Raw genomic sequence first — 23,066 nt, forward strand, 5'->3', positions numbered from 1 at the left:
GAAGGATCGGGGGCATGAGCACCCCGCCGGTCCCTCGGGCCGAGGTCGTCGTCGACCTCGACGCCGTCCGGCACAACGTGCGCACCCTGCGTGAGCTCACCGGGGTGCCGTCGATGACCGTCGTCAAGGCCGACGGCTACGGCCACGGCATGGTCGACGTCGCGCGCGCCGCCCGCGACGCCGGGTCGGAGTGGCTGGGCGTCGCCACGCTCGACGAGGCGTTGGTGCTGCGCGCCGGCGGTGACCTGGGGCGGGTCCTGTGCTGGCTCACGGTGCCCGGGGACGCCTGGGCCGCGGCGGTCGAGGCCGACATCGACGTGACCGCCTACTCCGTCGCCGAGCTCGACGAGGTCGAGGCCGCCGTCGCCGCGGCCGGGCGCCCTGCGCGGGTCCAGCTCAAGGTCGACACCGGGCTGTCCCGCGGCGGGGCGACCCTTGCCGACTGGCCGGCCGTCGTCGCCCGGGCGCTGCGGGGCGAACGGGACGGGACCTGGCGAGTGACCGGCATCTGGTCGCACCTCGCCGCGAGCGACGAGCCGGAGCACCCCGCCAACGACACCCAGGAGGCCGCCTTCCGCGCGGCCCTCGAGGTCGCGCACGAGCTGCACCCGGAGGTGCGCCACCTCGCCAACTCGGCCGCCGGCATCCTGCGGCCGGGCAGCCGCTTCGACCTGGTGCGGTTCGGCCTGGCGTCGTACGGACTGGACCCCGCCCCCGGCCGCACGCCCGACCTGGGCCTCGTGCCCGCGATGACGGTGCGCGCGACGCTGGCCATGACCAAGCCGATCCACGCCGGTGCCGGCGTCTCCTACGGCCACACCTGGCACGCCGAGCACGACACGACCGTCGGGCTCGTCCCGGTCGGGTACGGCGACGGGGTGCCGCGCCACGCCAGCAACACCGCCCACGTGCTGGTCGACGGCAAGCAGCGTGCGCTGCGCGGCCGGGTGTGCATGGACCAGTTCGTGGTCGACCTCGAGGGCGACACCCCGCCGCCGGGCAGCGACGTGGTGCTGTTCGGCGCGGGCAGGCACGGTGAGCCGACCGCCCAGGACTGGGCCGAGGCGGCGGGCACCATCTCCTACGAGATCGTCACCCGGGTCGGTGGACGGATGACGCGAAGGACGGTCGGAGCATGAGGGCGCGCACGCACTTCATCGGGGCCACCGCGACGGCGCTCGCGGCGGCGGCGGCCGGTGCCGGGATCGCGAGCCTGCAGCGGCGCGCGATCTCCCGCCGGCACCCCGAGGACGACACGCCCTTCGGGTCGCTGCGCTCGGACCCGGTGACCGTGGTGACCGACGACGGCACGCCGTTGCACGTCGAGGTCGACGAGGCCGACTCGCCGGTCACGCTGGTCTTCTGCCACGGCTACTCGCTCAACCTGGACTGCTGGCACTTCCAGCGCCAGCACTACCGCGGCCGGGTCCGGGCGGTCTACTACGACCAGCGCTCGCACGGGCGCTCGGGCCGCTCGCCCATCGGACACGCGACCATCGACCAGCTCGGCCACGACCTCCTCACGGTGCTGGACCACGTCGTCCCGGAGGGGCCGGTCGTGCTGGTGGGCCACTCGATGGGCGGCATGACGATCGTGGCCCTGGCCGAGCAGCACCCCGAGCTCTTCGGTGACCGGGTCATCGGGACCGCCCTCATCTCGACGACCGCGGGCGGGCTCGACCCGAGCCGGATCCTCTTCCCGATGGTCCCGGGCTGGGCCGGCTCGTTGCCGCTGCACCGCGGGGTGTCCACCCTGGCGCGCGGCCACCGCGCGGTGGACGGGCTGCGGCGGATCGGCCGCAACGTGGCGCTCGTCGCCACGGACGAGCTGGCGTTCGGTGACGACGTGCCGGCGTCGTACGTCGCCTTCGTCGACCGGATGCTCGCGGCGACGCCGTTCGAGGTCGTCGCCGAGTTCTTCCCGGGCTTCGCCGAGCTCGACAAGTTCGCGCACGTCGGCACCCTGGCCAAGGTCCCGACCGCCGTGATCTGCGGCACCGACGACAAGCTGACCTCCATCGGGCACAGCCGCAAGCTCCACGACCGCATCGCCGGCTCCACGATCCTGGAGTGCCACGGCGCCGGGCACATGGTGATCCTGGAGCGGTCCGACGAGGTCGACGGCGAGATCGACAAGCTGCTCGCGGCGACGGGGACGGTCGCGTGAGCGTCGAGGTGACGCGGGTCGGGCCGGAGGCCGCCGCGGAGGTGCTGGCGGTCGTGCGCGCCGCCTTCGGGGCCCGCCCGCCCCTGGACCCGCCCGCGGCGGCGCTGCTGGAGACCGAGGAGACGATCGCGGCCCGGCTGTCGGCGTACGGCGGCCTGCTGGCCCGCCTGGACGGCGAGCCGGTCGGGGCGCTGGTGCTCGACCCGGTCGGCAGCACGACCTACCTGCGCCGCTTCGGCGTCACCCCGGCCGCGCAGGGCCACGGCGTCGCGGCCGCGCTCATCGACGCGGCGGTCGACGCGGCGGCCGGCTCCGACGACCTGACGGTGGTCGCGCGCGAGGAGCTGCCGGCGACGGTGGAGTTCTGGGTGCGCCAGGGGTTCCGCGAGATCCGGCGCGAGCCGCCCAACGTCGAGCTGCGCCGCCCGCTGCGCACCCACGTCTTCCAGGCGCCGGACGCCGAGGCGATGCGGGGCCTGGGCCGGTCGCTGGCGGGACAGCTCGCCCCGGGCGACCTGATCGTGCTCAGCGGCGAGCTCGGGGCCGGGAAGACCACGTTCACCCAGGGCCTCGGTGCCGGGCTCGGCGTCCGGGGTGCGGTCACCTCCCCGACGTTCGTGATCGCGCGGGTGCACCCCTCGACGGTCGGCGGCCCCGACCTCGTGCACGTCGACGCCTACCGGCTCGGCGGTCTCGAGGAGCTCGACGACCTCGACCTCGACGCCTCGCTGGACGAGGCCGTGACGGTCGTGGAGTGGGGCGAGGGACTGGCCGAGGGCCTCTCGGAGTCACGCCTGGAGGTCGCCATCGTGCGGGGCGACGCGCCCCACGACGGCCTCGACCCCCGGCGGGTGGAGATCACCCCGGTGGGGCCGCGCTGGCACGCGCTGTCGTTCCGCGGGCTGGGCTGACCGGCGGCCCCCGCTCCCTGGGCTCGCCGGTCGGGTCACCCCGTCCCGAGCACCCCGGGAGCCACGCGGGTCAGAGCCCGGTGACGCCCTCCTCGCCGTAGCCCTCGGCCTGCTGGTCGAAGGTCTCGTGCTCGAGCAGGTGCAGGATCGGGACGCCGAGCTTGCGGCGGGCCTTGGACGTCCAGTCGAGGTGGAAGAACTCCGACACGACGTGCGGACGGGTCAAGATGATCGCCTCACGGCCGTCGACCTCGGCGAGCTTGGCCGCCAGGGCGTCGATGGGTGGGTCGGTGACGACCTGGCCCAGGGCGGTCGCGCCGCTCTTGCGCAGCGCCGCGAGGGTCTGGCCGAGCTCGTCGTCGGAGCGCTCCTCGCAGTCCTTGCGCACCGCCTCGAGGTCGACCTCGCTCATCGGCATCGTCGGGGAGGCCAGCATGTCGCCCGCGGTGAGCGAGCCCATCGCGGACTCGATCCGCGCCGCGGCGTCCTCCAGCGGCAGCAGGACGTGGTACGTGACCGGCTGCTCGAGGCCCTCGTGCAGCGAGTGCACCTGGGCCGCGTCCTGCTCGGTCAGCGCCTGCTCGATCAGCAGGACGACGTCGTAGTCCTCCGTGCTGCTGTTCTCGGTCATCTGGGTGCCTCCTCGTCGACGCCGAGAACACTAGCGAGGTCGTAGGAGACCGGCTCGTCCAACTGGTCATATCCGCACGACTCGGGGTCGCGGTCGGTGCGCCACCGCCGGAACTGGGCCGTGTGGCGGAACCGGTTGCCCTCCATGTGGTCGTAGGCGACCTCCAGCACCAGCTCGGGCCGCAGCGGCGTGAACGACAGGTCCTTGCCCTGGCTCCAGCGGCTCTGCGTGCCCGGCACCCGGTCGGGGTTGGCGGTCAGGAACTCCTGCCAGTGGCCCCACGGGTGGTCCTCGATCGGCACCACCAGCGGTTGCAGCTCCTCGATCAGCTCGGCGCGGCGCTTCGCGGTGAAGCTCGCGCTCACCCCGACGTGCTGGAGCTGGCCGTCGCGGTAGAGCCCGAGCAGCAGGCTGCCGAGCAGCGGCGCCTCGGGCGTGCTCGTCTTGTGCTCGCGGTAGCCGGCGACGACCACGTCGGCGGTGCGCTCGTGCTTGATCTTGAGCATGCTGCGCACATTCGGCTGGTACGGCGTCCCGAGCGGCTTGGCGACCACCCCGTCGAGGCCGGCGCCCTCGAACTGGTGGAACCACTCCTCGGCCCGCGCCGGGTCCGTCGTCGTGCGGGTCAGGTAGCAGGGTCCGTCGAGCCCGACGAGAGCCTGCTCGAGGGCCGCCCGGCGCTCGGCGAAGGGTCGCCCGACGTACGACTCGTCGCCCAGCGCGAGCAGGTCGAACGCGACGTACGACGCCGGGGTCCTCTCGGCGAGCAGGTCGATGCGGGACTTCGCGGGGTGGATGCGCTCCTGCAGCACCTCGAACTCCAGCCGGCTCTGCTGGCCGGGCGGGGCGACGGCGACGAAGATCTCGCCGTCGAGGACGCAGCGCTCGGGCAGCTGCTCGCGCATCGCCGCGACGACCTCGGGGAAGTACCGGGTCAGCGGCTTGGTGTTGCGGCTCGCCAGCTCGACCTCGTCGCCGTCCTTGAACACCAGGCAGCGGAAGCCGTCCCACTTGGGCTCGAAGCTGAGCGCCCCGGCCTTCGCCGGGTCGGGGATCCCCTTGACCGACTTCGCGAGCATCGGCTGGACGGGCGGCATCACGGGCAGGTCCACGGGTCGAGGCTAGCCGCGCCCCGGGCGTGCGGCGGACGTCATGCGGGGTGGTCGTGGGGGCGGCCGGTTCGGATGACGTCCGGTGGCGGCCGGGGGGGCGTCATGCGGGGTGGTCGTGGGGGCGGCCGGTTCGGATGACGTCTGGTGGCGGCCCGCGGGGCGTCATGCGGGGTGGTCGTGGGGGCGGCCGGTTCGGATGACGTCCGGTGGCGGCCGGGGGGAGGTCATCCGGGGTGGTTGTGGGGGCGGCCGGTTCGTATGACGTCCGGGCGGGCCCTAGCCTTACCTACCTATCCCCGGTTGGTCTGCCGGCAGGGCCCGCCTGACTTTGAATCAGGACTAGCGACGTAGGTTCGACTCCTACCCGGGGAGCCAGCGAGAGCCATCTGTTGATAGCCCGTGCGGGCCATGGACGCTGCTGGGTGATCGGCCAGAGGGTTGGGTCCCATGACCCTGACGCTCCGCCGCGCCACGCTCGTCCGCGTCGCGCTCGTCCTCGCCCTCGCCGCGGCTCTGTTCGCGGCCCTCACCGCCGGCCACGGCGGACTGACCACCGCCGACGCGGCGACAGCGTCGCCGATCTACGGCAAGTGCACCGGCCAGGAGCAGGGAGTGATCAAGAGCGACCTGGCGACCAAGGGCAAGGAGGGGCAGTACGCCATCAGCTCGGTCCGGCACGCCATCACCAAGCCGGTGGACACCCAGTCGGGGCAGGCGTCTGGTCGTCAGCAGCACGAGCCGCTGCAGTTCGTCACGAACGTCAGCTCGGCGGTGCCGAAGCTGATCAACGCGATGACCGACAACGAGACCCTGACGTCCTGCACCTTCAACTTCTGGCGGACCACCAGCGGCGGCGCCCAGGAGAACTACTTCAGGGTCGTGCTGACCAACGCGTCGGTGGTGTCCTACCACCTCAACGGCCGGCCCGGCGGGCAGGACACCACCACCTTCGAGCTGGCCTACCAGACCATCGAGTGGACCTACGTGAAGGGCGGGGTGACCGCCCAGGACGACTGGGGCCAGTTCACCCGCCAGTGATCCGCGCAGCGACGCGGCCGACTCGTTGACGCCCCGGCACAGCGACTAGGGTCGGTGAGCGTGGGTAGCCAGCTGACCGTCGTCGTGCTCGCCGCAGGCGGGGGCACGCGGATGAAGTCCAAGACGATGAAGGTGCTGCACCCGATCGCGGGGCGCACCATGATCGGCCACGTCCTCGCCGCGGCACGGGCGACCGACCCGGTGCGGATCGTGGCGGTCGTCGGGCACCAGCGCGAGGCGGTGTCGGCGCACATCCGCGAGATCGAGCCGGACGCCGTCCTCGCCGTCCAGGAGGAGCAGCTCGGCACCGGCCACGCCGTCCGGATGGCCGTGGAGGCCGCCGGCTCGGTCGAGGGCACCGTCCTGGTCGCGTACGGCGACACGCCCCTGCTGCAGGGTGAGTCGCTGCGCTGGTTCGCCGCCGAGCACGAGGCAGCGCAGTGCGCGGTCAGCATCCTCAGCGGCGTCGTCGACGACCCGTACGGCTACGGGCGGGTGCTGCGCAACGCCGAGGGCGACGTCGAGGCGATCGTCGAGGAGAAGGACGCCACCGCGCAGCAGCGCGAGGTGCGCGAGATCAACTCGGGCATCCTCGCCCTCGACGCCGACTTCCTGCTGGGAGCGCTGCCGCGGATCGGCAACGACAACGCCAAGGGCGAGTTCTACCTCACCGACGTCGTGTCGATCGCGCGCGAGGACGGCCTCACCGTCGGTGCCTACCCGATCGACGACGTCATGCAGACCGAGGGCGTCAACGACCGTGCCCAGCTGGCCCGGATGGGCGCGGAGATGAACCGCCGCATCGTCGACCGCTGGATGCGCGAGGGCGTCACGGTGATGGACCCCGCCACGACGTGGATCGACGCGGACGTGGTGCTCGAGCCCGACGTCACGATCCTCCCCGGGGTCCAGCTGCTCGGCGCGACCGCGGTCGCGGAGGACGCCGTCGTCGGCCCGGACTGCACGCTCAAGGACTGCGAGATCGGCGTCGGTGCGCGCGTCGTGCGCGTCCACGGGGAGCTCGCCGTGATCGGCGCCGGCGCGAACGTCGGGCCGTTCTCCTACCTGCGACCGGGCACCACGCTCGGTGCCGGCGGCAAGATCGGCGGCTTCGTCGAGACCAAGAACGCCGCCATCGGCGACGGCGCGAAGGTGCCGCACCTGTCCTACGTCGGCGACGCCGAGATCGGGGAGGGCACCAACATCGGCGCCGGCACGATCTTCGCCAACTACGACGGGGTCCAGAAGCACCGGACGACCGTCGGCAGGCACGCCCGCACGGCGTCCAACAACACCTTCGTCGCGCCGGTGCACATCGGCGACGGGGCCGGGACCGGCGCCGGCACCGTCGTACGCCGGGACGTGCCGCCGGGCGCGCTCGCGGTGTCCAGCGGGCCGCAACGCAACATCGAGCGGTGGGCCCAGCGCCGACGCGCCGGGACCCCTCAGGCGGCAGCGGCGGAGGCGGCCGTGGGCGACGGACCGTCGGGTGAACAGGACGTGGCAGAATCCTGACCGCCAACCCTCCCGCGACCGAGGAGCTGTTCGGGTGACCGGATACAAGAAGACCACCGAGAAGAACCTGATGGTCTTCAGCGGCCGGGCGCACCCCGTGCTCGCCGAGGAGGTCGCCGACATCCTCGGGACCGAGCTGGTGCCGCAGTCGGCGTACGAGTTCGCGAACTCCGAGATCTACATCCGCTACGAGGAGTCGGTCCGCGGCTGCGACGCCTTCGTGATCCAGAGCCACACCGCTCCGATCAACGAGTGGATCATGGAGCACCTGATCATGGTCGACGCGCTCAAGCGGGCGTCGGCCAAGCGGATCACCGTGGTCATGCCGTTCTACGGCTACGCGCGGCAGGACAAGAAGCACAAGGGCCGCGAGCCGATCTCGGCGCGGCTGATGGCCGACCTGTTCAAGACCGCCGGCGCGGACCGGTTGATCACCGTCGACCTGCACGCCGACCAGATCCAGGGCTTCTTCGACGGCCCGGTCGACCACCTGATGGCGCTGCCGATCCTCACCGACTACGTGCGGGAGAAGTACGGCCACCAGTCGCTCGCCGTCGTCTCCCCGGACGCCGGGCGGATCAAGGTCGCCGAGCGCTGGTCCTCGCGGCTCGGCGGCGCACCGCTGGCCTTCATCCACAAGACGCGCCGCATCGACCGGCCCAACGAGACCGTCGCCAACCGGGTCGTCGGTGACGTGAGCGGCCGGATGTGCGTGCTGGTCGACGACATGATCGACACCGGCGGCACCATCGTGAAGGCCGCCGAGGCGCTGATGGCCGAGGGCGCCGAGGGCGTGATCATCGCCGCGACCCACGCGATCCTCTCCGACCCGGCCGTCGACCGGCTCAAGAACTCCCCGGCGGCCGAGGTCGTCGTGACCAACACGCTGCCGCTCAGCCCCGACCGGGAGTTCGACAAGCTGACCTGCCTCTCGATCGCCCCGCTGGTCGCCCGGGCGATCCGTGAGGTGTTCGAGGACGGCTCGGTCACCTCGATGTTCGACGGGGCGTCGTAGCGGCCATTTCCGCGCAATTGAACGGTGACACCCGGTTACCGGTGGGTATCCGGTGCGCAGCCGTTCAATTGCGCGCTCAGACCCACGTGGCAACGCGCCCGCCACGCCTCAGTCGAGGTCGTCGGCCCAGTCGGCCCACACCCGGCGCAGGACGACGGGCAGGTCGCCGGCGAGCTGCTCGTGCAGCAGCGCCCGCTGCGCGGGGGTGAGCAGCAGGGGGGGCCGGGCCCGTCCCACCACCAGCGCGAACCCGTCGCCGCGGGCGGCCCAGGCCGGTGCCTCGCGCAGGTAGCGCTCGACGTACGGCGCCACCAGCTCGGCCTGCTCGGCCGACCAGAGACCCTCGAGCACCCGGCTGAACGTCCGGTTGCCGACGTCCGGACCAGACGCCACCGCCCACGCCTCGGCCTTCGCCTCCGCGGTCGGGCGGGCCGCCAGCGCGGCGGCGGCGCCGAGGTCGGCGTCCAGGCCGGGGGAGCGCTGCCGCTCCCGCTCAACGAGCGCCGCGTCCGCGGCGCCGATCTCCGCGAGCCGCTGCACGGCCCGCCACCGCAGCGTCGGGTCGAGCCGGTCGAGGGAGGACGCCAGCCGTGCGGGGTCGGGGTCGGTCGCGGCCAGGCCGGCGGCGAAGGCCCGGCGTAGGCCGGGGTCGTCGGTCGCTGCCCCGGAGGCGCAGGCCCCGGCGACCCGGGCGAGCGCGTCGGCCGCGCCGCCGGTCGGCACCCGCAGCGGGACCACGCGGGTGAGCGTGCGGTCGACGACCGCCGTGACCACCGACGGGCTGCGCTCGCCGGGGAGGTGCCGCTCGACGAGCCCGAGGAACCCGGACGGGTCGAGGTCGCGGGTCTGGACCCGGTCGAAGAGCATGGTCCAAAGGACCGCGCGGGTCAGGTCGTCCTCGACACCGGCGAGCCCTGCAGCCACCGCCTCCCAGGAGCGGTCGTCGAGGACCAGCCGGGCGAAGGTCTCCCCACCGCTGTTGGGCACCACCGCCTGCCCGGCCAGCTCGGGCACGGGCACCGGCTCGTCCCCCAGGTCGACCCAGCGCCGGGTCCGGCCGTCGAGCGAGGACACCGAGATGCGGTGCGGCCGCGACCCCTCGCGGTGCAGGACCGGCACGTCGCCGTCCCGCAGCACCCGGACGGTGTCGAACCCGGTGCTGCGCAGCCACACCTCGACCCAGGCCCGGACGTCGCGGTCGGACGCCTCGTCGAGGGCGGCGACGAAGTCGGCGAGGGTCGCGTTCGCGAAGCGGTGGCGGGTCAGGTAGGAGTTGACGCCCCGGAGGAAGGCCTCGTCGCCGAGCCAGGTCACCAGCTGCCGGAGCACCGAGTTGCCCTTGGCGTAGGAGATGGCGTCGAAGATGGTGGACGCGGTGGCGACGTCCGGCACGTCCGAGGCGTCCGCAGCGACCGGATGGGTGGATCGGCGCTCGTCGGCGTCGTACGCCGCGGGCTTGCGTCCCGCCTCGTGGCCCAGCAGGGCGCCGGCGTACCCGGCAGCGGCCCCGGCGACCCGGTAGCCCAGGTAGTCGGCGAACGACTCCTGCAGCCAGGAGTCCTCCCACCAGGTCATCGTCACGAGGTCGCCGAACCACATGTGCGCCATCTCGTGGGCGACCACGGAGCCGCGCAGCAACCGCACGTCCTCGGGCAACCGGCCGGTCGGGAGGAGCTCGTCGCGGTAGATCACGCAGCCCGGCTGCTCCTGCGCGCCCCAGTTGAGGCCGGGGACGAAGACCTGGTCGTAGCTGTCGAACGGGTAGGGCTCCTCGAAGATCGTGGCGTAGTGGTCGAAGCAGGCCTCGGTGACCCGGCGCAGCTCGTCGGCGTCCCGGGCCAGCTCCCCGGCGAGGGAGGCGCGGGCGTGCCACCCGAACGGCAGGCCCGCGTGCTCCCAGGTCGTCGACACCCAGGGGCCGGCGACCACGCAGGCCAGGGCGACCGGGATCGGCGGGGTCGTCGCGAAGACCCAGCGGCCGTCGACGGCGTGGACGCACCGGCCGTTCGCGAGCACGGTCCAGGCCGGGTCGGCGGAGACCGAGACCGCGACCCGGGCCTTGAGGTCGTTCTGGTCGAAGCAGCAGAAGACCCGCTGGGCGACGTCGAGGCCGAGGTAGGCGCCGAGGTATGTCGCACCGTCGGCGGGGTCGACCGTGCGGTGCATCCCCGCGCCGTCGGTGACGTAGGGGAGCCGGGCGGTGACGCTCACCTCGTGCGTGCCGCCGAGGCCGGTCAGGTGGAGCCGGCGGCCGTCGTACGACGGCGTGACCGGTGCGCCGTCCACGGTGACCTCGAGGTCGCTGGCGGCCGTCAGCTCCAGGAACGTCGACGGCGCCGTGGTCGTGAAGCGCACCGTCGTCCGGCTGCCGAAGCGGTCGCCTTCCGCGTCGGTGAGGTCGAGGTCGACCTCGTAGGAGACGTCCGAGAGGGAGGAGGCCCGGGACCGGGCCTCGGCGAGGGTGAGGCTCACGCTCCCGACCCTACGGATTTCTCCTGACCGGCCCGCGCCGGTAGGCTGCTGCAGTTGCCTCGGCGAGGGAGCCACCCGGTGGTTCCGTGATCGACAGGGCTGGCGGACCGTCCCGGTCGAGCCCGCCGCGCTCACACCGCGAGCCGAGGCCCCCCGACGAAGAACAGCCAGCACGCCACGAGGAGCAGTCAGCATGTCCGAGAAGATCAAGGCCGAGAAGCGCACCGAGTTCGGCAAGGGCGCCGCCCGCCGGATCCGCCGTGAGGACAAGGTCCCCGCAGTGGTCTACGGCCACGGCAACGACCCGATCCACCTCACCCTGCCGGGCCACGACACCATGCTGGCGCTCAAGCACGGCGGTGCGAACGCGCTGCTCGAGCTGGAGATCGATGGCACGACCCAGCTCGCCCTGACCAAGCAGGTGCAGATCGACCCGATCAAGCGCCACCTCGAGCACATCGACTTCGTCGCGGTGAAGCGAGGCGAGAAGGTCACCGTCGACGTGCCGGTCCACCTCGTCGGCGAGGCCGCCCGCGAGACGCTGGTCGTCACCGAGAACGCGACCGTCCAGATCGAGGCCGAGGCCACGCACATCCCCGAGGCCATCGAGGTCGACATCGACGGCGCCGAGGCCGGCACCCAGATCCACGCCTCGGACCTGGTGCTCCCGTCGGGCAGCACCCTGCTCCTGGACCCCGAGACGCTGATCGTCAACATCACCGAGCAGCAGTCCGAGGCGGCCCTGGAGGCCGAGCTGGAGGAGGCCGAGGCCGAGGCCGGCATCGAGCGCGAGGAGTCCGACGAGGCCGCCGAGGCGCCGGCCGCCGAGGCCTCTGCCGAGGGTGAGGCATCGTCCGAGGAGTGACCCTGCGTCACCTGTTCCACAGAGAGGGCCCGGATCCGATGGCCGACGCGACGCCGGTGTGGCTCGTGGTCGGGCTCGGCAACCCGGGCCCTTCCTACGCCGGCCACCGTCACAACGTGGGGCACCTCGTCGTCGACGAGCTGGCCCGGCGGATGGGCGCGCCCTTCCGTGCCCACAAGTCCGGCCGTGCCGAGGTCGTCGAGGGACGCCTCGGGGCACCCGGCGTGCCCGGCCCGCGCGTCGTGCTCATGAAGGCGCGGTCCTACATGAACGAGTCCGGGGGGCCGGTCAAGCAGCTCGCCGCGTTCTACAAGGTGCCGCCCGAGCGGATCGTGGCGGTCCACGACGAGCTCGACATCCCCTTCGACACGATGCGGGTGAAGGTGGGCGGCGGCGACAACGGCCACAACGGGCTCCGGTCGATCCGCTCCTCGCTCGGCACCGGCGACTTCGCACGCGTGCGGGTCGGGATCGGTCGGCCACCCGGGCGGCAGGACGTCGCCGACTTCGTGCTCTCGAACTACTCGTCGACGGAGCGGAGGATCCTCCCGTTCCAGGTCGACAAGGCCGCGGACGCCGTGGAGTCGCTCGTCACCGAGGGCCTCGAGCGCACCCAGCAGAGCTTCAACTCCTGACCGGAAGTAGGGTGCCGCGCATGACGTTCGACCCCGGAGCTCCGCCCGTCGAGGCCGCCACCGACGACCACGTGCTCGCGACGTGGCTGGCCACCGTCGCCGGGGAGCGCCTCCTCGAGGTGCGCCAGGAGGGCCTCGAGGGCCGCGAGCTCAAGGACGCAGGCGACCTGGCCGCGCACGAGCTCTTGATGGGTCTGCTCGCCGAGCACCGGCCCGACGACGCGGTGCTCTCCGAGGAGGGCAAGGACGACAAGGTGCGCCTGTCCCGCAGCCGGGTGTGGATCATCGACCCGCTCGACGGGACCCGGGAGTTCTCCGAGGTGCCGCGGGAGGACTGGGCCGTCCACGTCGCGCTGTGGCAGGACGGCGATCTCGTGGCCGGCGCCGTCGCGCAGCCGGCGCTCGGCGAGACGTTCAACACCGGCCACCCGCCCGTGGTGCCACCGAGCTCGTCGGACCGGCCCCGCATCGCGGTGTCGCGCAGCCGCCCGCCCGCGTTCGTCGACGCGCTCGCGACCGAGCTCGGTGCCGAGCTCGTGCCGATGGGCTCGGCCGGGGTGAAGATGATCTCGGTGACCCGCGACGTCACCGACGCCTACGTGCACGCGGGTGGCCAGTACGAGTGGGACTCGGCCGCCCCCGTCGCGGTCGCCCGCGCCGCCGGGCTGTTCACCTCCCGGGTCGACGGCTCGCCGCTGCGCTACAACCAGGAGGACGTCTACCTCCCCGACGTCGTCGTCTGCCGGCCCGAGCTGGCCGAGCGGATCCTGGCCTTCATCGCCGAGCACGGCACCGACTGACCAGTGCCCGCCACCCGGCGATAACCCGTTGAGGTCGCCGGTCGGGCCCGTGAGTCTTGCGGGCATGACCGCCTTCGTCTCGCACACGGCCATCGACTGCCACGACGCCTACGCGCTCTCCGAGTGGTGGAAGCCCGTGCTCGGCTACGTCGACCTCGACGGTGACCCCAACCTGCCCGGGCATGAGGAGTGCATGATCCGGGACCCCGAGACCGGCCACCAGCTGCTGTTCATCGAGGTCCCCGACACCAAGACGGTGAAGAACCGGCTGCACCTCGACCTGCGCCCGCGCGCCGCGACGCGCGACGAGGAGGTCGAGGGACTTCTCGCCGCAGGCGCGACGCTGGTGGCCGACCACCGAGGCGTGCGCGGGCCGGGCACCGGCTGGGTGACCCTGGCCGACCCGGAGGGCAACGAGTTCTGCTTGCTGCGCTCGGAGGCGGAGCTCTCCGGTTGACCGCTGTCGTGGCGCACCCGGCGAACGGCAGGTGAACGACGCCCGGGTCGACCGGGATGACCCGACCGGGCCATCCGGAGCCGGTCGAGCATGACCCGTCCGGGCTACTGGCAAACGTGGCGCCGGCGGAGTTCGTCCAAGATGGCCGGGCTGTTCTCCCGTCGTTCACCGGTGAAGGGGCATTCGTTCCGGTGACCTCCTGAGACTTCAGGCGTCGTCGCTCGCCGATCCGGGCGAGCACCCGCCAGGAAGTTGATCGTGACCACGCTGCCCCTGCAGGACGCGTCCACCGACGTCAGTCCGCGCAAGATCTCCCGGAAGGCCACGGGCGCGGACGCCGTCTTCGTGCACTCCATCCGGGTGGTCGGTGCCACCGTCCTGGTGATCACCGGCGGCGTCGGGGTCTTCCTCGGCTGGCAGGCGCTGCCGACCCTGCGTCACTACGGGTTCGGCTTCTTCACCGAGTCGGCCTGGCAGCCGGAGGCCGACGTGATCGGCATCGCGGCGGTGCTCACCGGCACGGTCTGCGTCGCCCTGGTCGCGATGAGCATCGCGTTCCCGCTCGCCCTGCTCACGGCGCTCTACATCAGCGAGTACGCGCCGGCGCGGATCAAGAGCCTGCTGGTCTCGATGGTGGACCTGATGGCGGCGGTGCCCTCGATCATCTGGGGACTGTGGGGCTACTTCCTGGTGATGCCGCACGCCGCCGAGCTCTCGGTGTGGCTGGACCGCAACCTCGGCTGGATCCCGGTCTTCGACGTGCACGGCGCCGACCCGAACGCCCCGTCGGTCGACATCTCGCGCTACAGCTTCTCGATGTTCTGCGCCGGCATCGCCGTCGCGATGATGGTGCTGCCGATGTCGTGCGCGGTGATGCGGCAGGTCTTCTCGCAGACGCCTCCTGGTGAGAAGGAGGCGGCGCTCGCGCTCGGCGCGACCAAGTGGGGGATGATCCGCTCGGTCGTGCTGCCCTTCGGCCGCGGCGGCATCATCGGCGGCACCATGCTGGGCATGGGTCGCGCCCTCGGCGAGACCATCGCGGTGCTGCTCATCATCTCCCCGTCGTTCGAGGTGAAGGGCCGGGTCCTCGAGATCGGCGGCAACACGGTCTCGTCCCTGATCGCCGGCCGCTTCGGCGACGCGAGCAAGAGCCAGCTCTCGGCCCTGCTCGCCGCCGGGTTCGTGCTCTTCCTCATCACCCTGCTCGTCAACACGCTCGCCGCCGTGATCGTCAACAGAAGCCGCTCGGGCGCCGGGACGGACGCCTGATGACTCTGGCCCCCGAGACCGGCGCCGAGCTCGCCGGGAAGACCGTCCTGCCCACGTACGACGACGACGCGCCGCCGCCGGTCCCGCGATCCTCCCTCGGCCGACCGACGCCGGACGAGCAGTTCCTGCGCTACGGCACCTGGATCTCCGCGCTCGGCCTGGCCTGGCTGATCACCCAGCGGCTGCTCCCGCTGCCCGGACTGCCCTGGTTCCTCGTCACCTGGTTCGCCTGCGTGCTGCTGGTGACGACGGTGACCTCGGGGATCTCCGGTGGGTTCGTCGAGGTCCGGGACCGGGTCGCCGCGAATGTCGTCACGGCGGGCGCGGTCGTCGTCGGCGCCGTGCTCGCCAGCGCCATCGTCTTCGTCGTGGTCCGCGGCTGGAAGCCGCTGGTGCACCCCAACTTCTTCTTCGACGACATGTCCGGGGTGGGCCCCAAGGACCCCTTCACCCGAGGTGGCGTCGCGCACGCGGTGCTCGGGACCCTGGTCGAGATCTCCATCGCGGTCGCGATCACCGTGCCACTCGGCGTCGGCACCGCGATCTTCATGAGCGAGGTGGGCGGCAAGTTCGCCCGCGTCGTGCGGACCGTCGTCGAGGCGATGACCGCGCTGCCGTCGATCGTGGCGGGCCTGTTCATCTACACGGTCTTCATCGTCGCGCTGGGCTACCCGCGCTCGGGCCTCGCGGCCTCGCTCGCGATCGCGGTCATGATGCTGCCGATCATCGCCCGGGCATCCGACGTCGTGCTCCGCGTGGTTCCGAGCGGCCTCCGCGAGGCCAGCCTGGCGCTGGGCGCCAGCAGGTGGAAGACGGTGTGGAGCGTCGTGCTGCCCACGGCCCGGCCCGGCCTGGCCACGGCCGTGATCCTCGGCATCGCTCGCGGCATCGGTGAGACCAGCCCGGTGCTGCTCACCTCCGGCAACGCCCAGTTCTTCGTCGCCAACCCCACCGACGGGGTGATGAACTCGCTGCCGCTGTTCATCTACTCGACCGTCCGATCCGGGGAGCCGATCGCGATCGCGCGCGCCTTCGCGGCGGCCTCGGTCCTCCTCGCCCTCGTCCTCATCCTCTTCGTCACCGCCCGGCTGATCGCCCGGCCCAAGAAGGCGAAGAAGGGCCGCCGCCGGCCCCCTCGCCGCTCGTCGGTCGACTTCGTGCAGGCGGACCCGCTCAGCGAGATGGGCCCGGTCGGGCCGCAGTCGAACCCGTACCAGAACCAGGAGTACTCGTGACCGCCCGCGTCCGCCGCCGCCTCCGCGCGGCCCTGCTCTTCCTCGTCGCCCTCGGCTGCGTGGCCGCGCTGCCCGGGACCGCGAGCGCGACCGTCTACGCCCAGATCGAGGGCACCGGCTCCACCTGGTCCGAGCTGATCGTGCAGCAGTGGATCGCCGACGTGAACGCCAACGGCATGCAGGTCGTCTACACCGGTGGCGGCTCGACCAAGGGTCGCAAGGACTTCGCCCAGGGCAGCACCGACTTCGCGATCTCCGAGATCCCCTACCAGGGTGTCGACGAGCAGGGGCAGGCCGACACCAGCAACGGCCGGGACTTCGCGTACCTCCCGATCGTGGCGGGCGGCACCGCCTTCACCTACCAGCTCAAGATCGGCAACACCCTGGTCCGCAACCTGCGCCTGTCCGGGGAGACTATCGCCAAGATCTTCACCAACAAGATCACCAACTGGAACGACCCGGCGATCACCAAGGACAACAACGGGCGCCAGTTCCCGTCGCTCCCGATCAAGCCGGTCGTGCGCTCGGACGGCTCGGGCACGACCGCCCAGTTCACCACCTGGATGGACAAGGTCTACCCCAGCATCTGGCGGCCCTACTTCGGGCGGTCCGGACTGACGTCCTACTACCCGAAGCACGGCGGGCTGATGATCAGCCAGGCCGGCTCGGACCAGGTCATGAACACGATCAAGGGGTACGCCGGCAACGGCACGATCGGCTACGTCGAGTACTCCTACCCGGTCAACGCCGACTACCCGGTCGTCAAGGTGCTCAACAAGGCGGGCTACTACGTCGAGCCGACGCAGTACAACACCGCGGTCGCGCTCACGAAGGCGAAGATCAACCAGGACAAGAGCAGCCAGCTCTACCTGACGCAGATCCTGGACGGCGTCTACACCAACCCGGACCCGCGGGCCTACCCGATCTCGTCCTACTCCTACATGATCATCCCGACGGGCTCGGACGACCCGCGGATGACCACCGCGAAGCGGCAGACCCTCGCGGACTTCCTCTACTACTCCCTCTGCTCGGGCCAGACGAAGGCCGGGCCGTACGGCTACTCGCCGCTGCCGCTCAACCTCGTCCAGGCCGGCTTCGACCAGATCGCCAAGCTCAAGCAGGCCGACCCAGCGGTCGACCTGACCAACCGCGACGTGCGGTCGTGCAACAACCCCACCTTCGACGGCAAGAACCTCAACCACAACGTCCTCGCCGACAAGGCCCCGATGCCCGCGTCGTGCGACAAGGTCGGCCAGGGGCCGTGTGGCACCGACACCGGCACCAACACCCCGAGCACCGACGGCGGGTCCACCGGCGGGACGACCGGGGGGACCACGACCGGCGGCACGACGGGCGGCACCACGGGTGGCACCACGGGCGGCACCACGACCGATCCATCCGCTCCCGGCGGTGGCTCGGCACCCGGAGCCATCGATCCCGAGACCGGAGCGGTCGTCGGCGCGGCCGGGACGACGACCACCGACAGCGGCGCCATCTACGGAGCACCCACCGAGCTGGTCGCCGACCGCAGCGGCGACAAGACCGCCTTCGGCTGGCTGGCGGTGCTCGAGCTCCTGGCGCTGATCCTGCTGCCCGGCTTCCTGGTCATCGCTCTGCGCCGTCGCCGGCCGACCGGGACGGGGGGGCAACCGTGAGGCGCGCCGCAACCGTCATCGTCGCTGCCCTGGCGCTCGCGCTGCCGGCCGCCGCGGTCGCCACCCCCGCGCCGCGGTCCGACGACTCGGGGCGGTCCACCGCGAGCTTCGACGCAGTGCCACGCATCGTCGAGAAGGCGTCCGACGGGTTCACCGAGACCAAGACGTTGACCCGCACGTTCGTCAACGCCGACGGGTCCACCTACTCGTTCCCGAGCTACAAGGTCACCGTCGCGGCGAACAAGACCCAGAACCTGCGCGGCCGCCAGCGCATCCAGATCAGCTGGCGGGGGGCGCAGCCCAGCGGCGGCCGGGCCAGCAACCCGTACGGCGAGAACGGGCTCAACCAGGAGTACCCGGTCGTCATCCTCCAGTGCCGCGGGACCGACGACCCCTCGGTGCCGCTGAGGCAGGAGGTCCGACCGGAGACCTGCTGGACCGGGTCGGTCGCGGAGCGGTCGCAGATCACCCGCTCGGACGGCGAGGCGTCGTGGACCCACGACGCCGACGCGACCGATGCGCAGAAGGCACGAGTCTCCGGCATCGACCCGTTTCCGGGTGCGGACGTCTGCCCGACGGCCGACCAGGCGCCGTTCTTCACGAAGCTGACCCCCTTCGTGACGACGAAGGGCAAGACCTTCGCCGCGTGCGACAGCGCCAACATGCCGCCCGAGGCCGCGGTCGGTGCCGCGTTCCCGCCTGCGGAGATCGCCGCCTACACCGACACCGACGGCACGGGGTCGGTGCAGTTCGAGGTGCGCAGCGACGTGGAGAACGAGTCGCTGGGGTGCAACCACCAGGTGGCCTGCACGATCGAGGTGATCCCGATCGTGGGACTGTCCTGCGACCAGCCGTCGAGCCCGATGACGATCTCGGACAAGGCGTGCCGCAAGGGCGGCCGGTTCCCGGCCGGGTCGAGCAACTTCGCCAACGACGGCGTCGACCAGGCCGTCTCGCCGGCCCTGTGGTGGTCTCCCTCGAACTGGAAGAACCGGTTCTCCATCCCGGTCACGTTCGGCCTGCCGCCCGACACCTGCGACGTGCTCGACCCCCGACCCCCGACCGGGTTCTACGGCTCCGAGCTGCTCGCGCAGGCAGCACTGCAGTGGGCGCCGGCGTACTGCCTGAACAAGAAGCGCTTCAAGTTCCAGTTCAACAACATGTCCGACGAGGCCGGCTGGAACCTGATGGAGGCGGGCGAGGGCGTCGCGGCCGAGGTGTCCTCGGAGCACCAGCGCCGCGGCACCAACCCGATCGGCTACGCGCCGACGGCGGTGACCGGCTTCTCCATCGGCTACCAGATCGACAAGCCGGACAACGCCGGTGAGGTCACCAACCTGCGGCTGAACGCACGACTGATCGCCAAGCTGATGACCCAGTCCTACCTCGGGTCCGACCTCGGCCGCGGGCACCCCGGCATCGGCGACAACCCGCTCGGCATCATGAACGACCCGGAGTTCATCGAGCTCAACCCCGGCCTGAGCCAGATCAGCCAGGAGGTCGGGGCCACGCTCCTGTCGCTGTCGAACAGCTCCGACGTCATCGAGCAGCTCACGGAGTACATCGCGCAGGACAAGGACGCGATGGACTTCATCGCCGGCAAGCCGGACCCGTGGGGCATGAAGGTCAACCCCGCGTACCGGAACATCGCCCTGCCGCGGCCCGACTGGCCGCTCAAGGACACCTACATCCCCGAGACGGCGAGCGACTGCCGGCAGAAGAACCCGGGCGTCTACTTCAGCCAGATCGCCGCTCCGGTCACCACGATGCGCAAGATCGCCGAGGCGCTGCTCGATGCGTGGCCCAACGTCCAGACGCGCTGCGACTACGACCAGTCGTCGGGCCTCTACAAGCTCGGCCGCATCGACCGGCAGTCCTACGGCAGCCGCTTCATGCTCGGCCTGGTCAGCCTCGGTGACGCTGCCCGGTACGGCCTGCGCTCGGCCCGGCTCGAGACGAAGCCCGGGGTCTACGTCGGCCCGACGGCCGGCTCGCTCGGCGCCGCCGTGCGCCTGATGGACCAGTCCGGGGCGCACCAGCCGTTCGTGCTCGACCAGTCCGACGTCCGCACCTCCGCGACGGCGTACCCCGGCACGATGGTGGTCTACACGGCAGCGCGGCTGCAGAACCTCGCCCAGGCCGACGCGGACAAGGTCGCCCAGTTCATCCGGATCTCCACGAGCGAGGGCCAGCGACCCGGCAGCGGCAACGGGCAGCTGCCCGAGGGCTTCCTGCCGATCCAGGACAGCGGGCCCACGGCCAAGCTCCACGACTCCGCACAGAAGACGGCCGACGCCGTCGAGGCCCAGAAGGAGCCGACCACCGAGCCGACCGCGACGCCGAGCACGGACCCCAGCGACGGTCCGGGCAACGGCGGTCCGGGCGGTGGGAGCGTCGACGTGACCGGCCCCGGAGTCCCGAGCGACCCGTCACCGGCCGCGGCATCAGGCTCACCGTCGGCCGTGCCGTCGACCACGCCCACCGCGGTCGACATGCCCGCGACGACATCCGTGAGCTCGAGCCTGGCCGGTGGCCTGCTCCCTCTGCTGCTGCTCCTCGGCGCCATCGGGTGCCTGGTGACGCTGGCGCTCAAGGTCGCCGCCCCCGCGGTCAGGAGGAGGCGATGACCACGACCCTGGAACCACCGCGGACGTCCCCGGAGCAGCCGCTGCCGAAGAAGCGGCGCCGGGTCCGTCGACCGCGCCCAGCGGCCGACCGGGCGCGGCGGACCACGCCCACGACGGCAGCGACGCCGTCCGGGTCGGACACCGCCTCGGCGGTGCTGTCCTCGGCGTTCACGATGATCGCGATCGTCTGCCTCTGGATCGCCGTGCAGATGCTGTTCCTCGGCACGATCCAGGAGAACCGCTCCCAGGACCTCCTCTACGCCAAGCTGCGCACCCAGCTCGCCGAGCTCACCGCCCCGATCGGACCGGTCGTCCCGGTCGACGACCCGGTCGCGCTCCTGACGATCCCCAGCATCGGGGTGGAGCAGGTGGTCGTCGAGGGCACCGCGTCCGGTGACCTCCTGCTCGGGCCGGGGCACCGCCGTGACACGCCCCTGCCGGGGCAGGTCGGAACATCGGTGATCTACGGCCGGGCCACGACATACGGCGGGCCGTTCGGCGACATCACGTCCCTCCGGCCGGGCGACCCCATCAAGGTCGTCGGCGCCCAGGGGCCCAAGACGTTCGAGGTCGTCGACGTCCGGCGCGCCGGCGACCCGCTCCCGCAGCCCGTCGCCGACGGAGCGGCCCGGCTGACCCTCGTCACCGCCGAGGGCAGCGGCCGCCTCGGCGCGATCACCCCCGACACCGTCGTCTACGTCGACGCCGACGCCGCCAAGGGGTACCCAGCACCGTCCGGCCGGCCCGTGGCGGTTCCCGATTCGGAGAAGGCGATGGCCAACGAGCCGGGGGCGGTCCCGCTCCTCGCTCTCTGCCTGGCCCTCCTCCTGGCGTCGACGCTCGGGGTCGTCGCCGCTCGTCAGCGATGGTCGGCAGTGCTCGTGTGGGTGGTCGCGGCCCCCCTCGTGATCGCACTGTCGTGGGCGTCCACGGACGTGGTGATGCGCTTGCTGCCCAACCTGATCTGACTGCCCGGAGCCGCCGGTCCCCGGCGGTCGACGAAATCAACGACAGCACGACCCCTGCACCATCCACCACACAGGAAGCGACAACCCATGTTCGTACGCACCACCCTCGCGGGCGTCGTCACCGCCGCCCTCGCCGGTTCCGCGATCGCCCTGTCGGCCGGGGCGGCCCACGCCGCGACCGACCCCGACGACCCCAGCTTCACCCCGGTCGCGGGTGACCTGATCGGCGTCGGCTCGGACACCACCCAGCACGCGATGCACCTGTTCGCCGAGCAGCTGTGGAACGCCGACTCGGCGAACTCCTCGCACAAGATCGCCAGCTTCGCGGCCACCGGTGGCGGGACGGTCACGCTGCCCACCAGCACCCCGACGCGCCCGAACGGCTCGGGCGCCGGCAAGGGCCTGCTCTACGGCGCCGGCAACAACCCCGACGTCGACTTCGCCCGCTCCTCCTCGGCCAACAACGCCACCGAGACCTCCAACGGCCTGCAGATGTTCCCGTTCGCCCTGGACACCTTGGTGATGGCCGTCTCCAACAACGTCGCGTCGCACGCCCCGGCCGCACTGACCCAGGCCCAGATCGTGGACATCTACAAGGGCAACATCACCAACTGGGCGGACATCGGCGGTACCTCGGGGACCATCAAGCCGCGGATCCCGCAGGCGGGCTCCGGTACCCGAGGCTTCTTCCTCGCCCAGCTCAAGGCGATGAACGGCGGCGTCGACGTGACCCTGGGCGGCAACGTCGCCGAGGTCCAGGAGCACGACCCGGCACCGATCCAGGACGACCCCGACGTGATCGCACCGTTCTCGAAGGGTCGTGCCGGTCTCGCCGGCACCGCCCTGCGGATCGAGACCGGGTGGAGCGCTGACCGAGCCGTCTACAACGTCGTCCGCGGCGAGGACGTGTCGAACGACCTGATCCAGGCCGCCTTCGGCTCCGACGGCGCACTCTGCTCGACCGAGGCCCGCCCCCTCATCGAGGAGGCCGGCTTCGAGCAGCTCGCCACCCCGGACCACGGCGGCGTCTGCGGCGCACCGACCCAGACCGCGACGAGCAACTTCGCCACCAACCAGCAGGTCGTCACGACGACGACCCTCGCGGGCAGCAGCCCGGCCCCCGGCAAGGTGACCCTGGTCGCCACCGTCACCGGCTCCACGTCGCCGTCCGGCACCGTCGACTTCTTCGAGGGTGAGACCAAGGTCGCGAGCAACGTCCCGCTGACCTCGGGTGCCGCGACCGCCATGCTGTCCGGCCTGGCCCAGGGCTCGTCGCACACCTACACCGCGATGTTCACCGGCGACGAGGGCTCGGTCTTCGAGCCCTCGACCTCCGGCGAGGCGACCGTCAAGGTCAAGTCGGTCGTCCGCTCCTCGGTCAGCGAGACCTTCCCGGCCACGATCGCCAAGGGCAAGCTGGCCAAGGGCACCGTGACCGTCAAGGCGGCGGGCGCCACGCCGACGGGCAAGGTGACCGTCAAGAAGGGCGCCAAGGTCCTCAGGACCGCGACCCTGAAGGGTGGCAAGGCGACGATCACGCTGCCCAAGCTCGCCAAGGGCAAGAACACGCTGACCGCGGTGTACGCGGGCAACGCGTCCGTGAAGGGGTCCAGCAAGACCTTCACGATCGTCCAGAAGTGACGCTGCAGAAGTAGTGGGCGAGTAGCACCTCCGGGCCGGGCCGGCCCGCCCCG

The 23,066-nt window shown here is 71.8% G+C and carries 19 protein-coding genes and 1 tRNA gene; 17 read left to right on the forward strand and 3 right to left on the reverse strand.

Annotation, left to right across the window (positions count from 1 at the left end; all coding sequences use genetic code 11):
* The first annotated feature begins 14 nt into the window (after positions 1 to 14).
* The 3 genes from alr to tsaE are packed head-to-tail and all read left to right on the forward strand — an operon-like array spanning position 15 to position 3,078.
* Positions 15 to 1,139: an alanine racemase gene (gene alr / locus ACILRH_RS04715; RefSeq protein WP_395691161.1), complete on the forward strand. Its 1,125-nt coding sequence runs from the start codon at positions 15 to 17 to the stop codon at positions 1,137 to 1,139.
* Positions 1,136 to 2,167 (forward strand): alpha/beta fold hydrolase, encoded by a 1,032-nt coding sequence (locus tag ACILRH_RS04720; protein ID WP_395691162.1) that lies wholly within the window; start codon positions 1,136 to 1,138, stop codon positions 2,165 to 2,167. The genes alr and ACILRH_RS04720 overlap by 4 nt, the downstream gene beginning before the upstream one ends.
* Positions 2,164 to 3,078 (forward strand): tRNA (adenosine(37)-N6)-threonylcarbamoyltransferase complex ATPase subunit type 1 TsaE, encoded by a 915-nt coding sequence (gene tsaE, locus ACILRH_RS04725; protein WP_395691163.1) that lies wholly within the window; start codon positions 2,164 to 2,166, stop codon positions 3,076 to 3,078. Before ACILRH_RS04720 ends, tsaE begins: the two co-directional genes overlap by 4 nt.
* 70 nt (positions 3,079 to 3,148) lie before the next feature.
* Here the strand turns inward: tsaE and ACILRH_RS04730 are convergent, their stop codons facing one another.
* Together ACILRH_RS04730 and ACILRH_RS04735 are read right to left on the reverse strand one after the other, a co-directional pair.
* Positions 3,149 to 3,709, reverse strand: coding sequence for a hypothetical protein (locus ACILRH_RS04730; protein WP_395691164.1), 561 nt, complete (start codon positions 3,707 to 3,709; stop codon positions 3,149 to 3,151).
* A complete protein-coding gene (locus ACILRH_RS04735) occupies positions 3,706 to 4,821 on the reverse strand; it encodes an ATP-dependent DNA ligase (protein WP_395691166.1) in 1,116 nt (371 codons plus the stop codon). The genes ACILRH_RS04730 and ACILRH_RS04735 overlap by 4 nt, the downstream gene beginning before the upstream one ends.
* Positions 4,822 to 5,114: 293 nt before the next feature.
* Between ACILRH_RS04735 and ACILRH_RS04740 the strand changes: the two genes are divergently transcribed.
* From ACILRH_RS04740 to ACILRH_RS04755, 4 genes are all read left to right on the forward strand, one after another.
* Positions 5,115 to 5,196 (forward strand) — tRNA-Gln (locus ACILRH_RS04740).
* A 72-nt stretch (positions 5,197 to 5,268) separates the two neighbouring features.
* Positions 5,269 to 5,859: a type VI secretion system tube protein TssD gene (gene tssD / locus ACILRH_RS04745; RefSeq protein ID WP_395691167.1), complete on the forward strand. Its 591-nt coding sequence runs from the start codon at positions 5,269 to 5,271 to the stop codon at positions 5,857 to 5,859.
* 60 nt (positions 5,860 to 5,919) lie between these two features.
* Positions 5,920 to 7,374 (forward strand): bifunctional UDP-N-acetylglucosamine diphosphorylase/glucosamine-1-phosphate N-acetyltransferase GlmU, encoded by a 1,455-nt coding sequence (gene glmU, locus ACILRH_RS04750; RefSeq protein WP_395691168.1) that lies wholly within the window; start codon positions 5,920 to 5,922, stop codon positions 7,372 to 7,374.
* Positions 7,375 to 7,408: 34 nt separating this feature from the next.
* Entirely contained in the window at positions 7,409 to 8,389 is a 981-nt protein-coding gene (locus ACILRH_RS04755) for a ribose-phosphate diphosphokinase (RefSeq protein ID WP_395691170.1), read from the forward strand.
* 108 nt (positions 8,390 to 8,497) lie between these two features.
* Here the strand turns inward: ACILRH_RS04755 and pepN are convergent, their stop codons facing one another.
* A complete protein-coding gene (gene pepN / locus ACILRH_RS04760; protein ID WP_395691172.1) occupies positions 8,498 to 10,861 on the reverse strand; it encodes an aminopeptidase N in 2,364 nt (787 codons plus the stop codon).
* Between the two features lie 193 nt (positions 10,862 to 11,054).
* Here pepN and ACILRH_RS04765 point away from each other — a divergent pair, with 193 nt between their 5' ends.
* The 10 genes from ACILRH_RS04765 to ACILRH_RS04810 all read left to right on the forward strand — a co-directional run bounded on the left by ACILRH_RS04765 (position 11,055) and on the right by ACILRH_RS04810 (position 23,013).
* Positions 11,055 to 11,726: a 50S ribosomal protein L25/general stress protein Ctc gene (locus ACILRH_RS04765; protein WP_395691174.1), complete on the forward strand. Its 672-nt coding sequence runs from the start codon at positions 11,055 to 11,057 to the stop codon at positions 11,724 to 11,726.
* A gap of 38 nt (positions 11,727 to 11,764) precedes the next feature.
* Positions 11,765 to 12,361: an aminoacyl-tRNA hydrolase gene (gene pth / locus ACILRH_RS04770; protein ID WP_395691212.1), complete on the forward strand. Its 597-nt coding sequence runs from the start codon at positions 11,765 to 11,767 to the stop codon at positions 12,359 to 12,361.
* 20 nt (positions 12,362 to 12,381) lie between these two features.
* Positions 12,382 to 13,161, forward strand: coding sequence for a 3'(2'),5'-bisphosphate nucleotidase CysQ (locus ACILRH_RS04775; RefSeq protein WP_395691176.1), 780 nt, complete (start codon positions 12,382 to 12,384; stop codon positions 13,159 to 13,161).
* Positions 13,162 to 13,225: 64 nt separating this feature from the next.
* A complete protein-coding gene (locus ACILRH_RS04780; RefSeq protein ID WP_395691178.1) occupies positions 13,226 to 13,618 on the forward strand; it encodes a VOC family protein in 393 nt (130 codons plus the stop codon).
* Between the two features lie 258 nt (positions 13,619 to 13,876).
* Positions 13,877 to 14,887: a phosphate ABC transporter permease subunit PstC gene (pstC, locus tag ACILRH_RS04785; protein ID WP_395691180.1), complete on the forward strand. Its 1,011-nt coding sequence runs from the start codon at positions 13,877 to 13,879 to the stop codon at positions 14,885 to 14,887.
* On the forward strand, positions 14,887 to 16,122 hold the full coding sequence (gene pstA / locus ACILRH_RS04790; protein WP_395691181.1) for a phosphate ABC transporter permease PstA: 1,236 nt from the start codon (positions 14,887 to 14,889) through the stop codon (positions 16,120 to 16,122). The genes pstC and pstA overlap by 1 nt, the downstream gene beginning before the upstream one ends.
* Positions 16,119 to 17,777, forward strand: coding sequence for a phosphate ABC transporter substrate-binding protein PstS (locus ACILRH_RS04795; RefSeq protein WP_395691183.1), 1,659 nt, complete (start codon positions 16,119 to 16,121; stop codon positions 17,775 to 17,777). The genes pstA and ACILRH_RS04795 overlap by 4 nt, the downstream gene beginning before the upstream one ends.
* A complete protein-coding gene (locus ACILRH_RS04800) occupies positions 17,774 to 20,404 on the forward strand; it encodes a hypothetical protein (RefSeq protein ID WP_395691185.1) in 2,631 nt (876 codons plus the stop codon). The genes ACILRH_RS04795 and ACILRH_RS04800 overlap by 4 nt, the downstream gene beginning before the upstream one ends.
* Positions 20,401 to 21,372: a sortase gene (locus ACILRH_RS04805; RefSeq protein WP_395691187.1), complete on the forward strand. Its 972-nt coding sequence runs from the start codon at positions 20,401 to 20,403 to the stop codon at positions 21,370 to 21,372. Before ACILRH_RS04800 ends, ACILRH_RS04805 begins: the two co-directional genes overlap by 4 nt.
* Positions 21,373 to 21,459: 87 nt before the next feature.
* The gene (locus tag ACILRH_RS04810) at positions 21,460 to 23,013 is read left to right on the forward strand and encodes an Ig-like domain repeat protein (protein WP_395691189.1); all 1,554 of its coding nucleotides are present in this window, start codon (positions 21,460 to 21,462) and stop codon (positions 23,011 to 23,013) included.
* Positions 23,014 to 23,066: the final 53 nt, after the last annotated feature.

This window comes from Nocardioides sp. (assembly GCF_044226765.1).
Lineage (GTDB): Bacteria > Actinomycetota > Actinomycetes > Propionibacteriales > Nocardioidaceae > Nocardioides.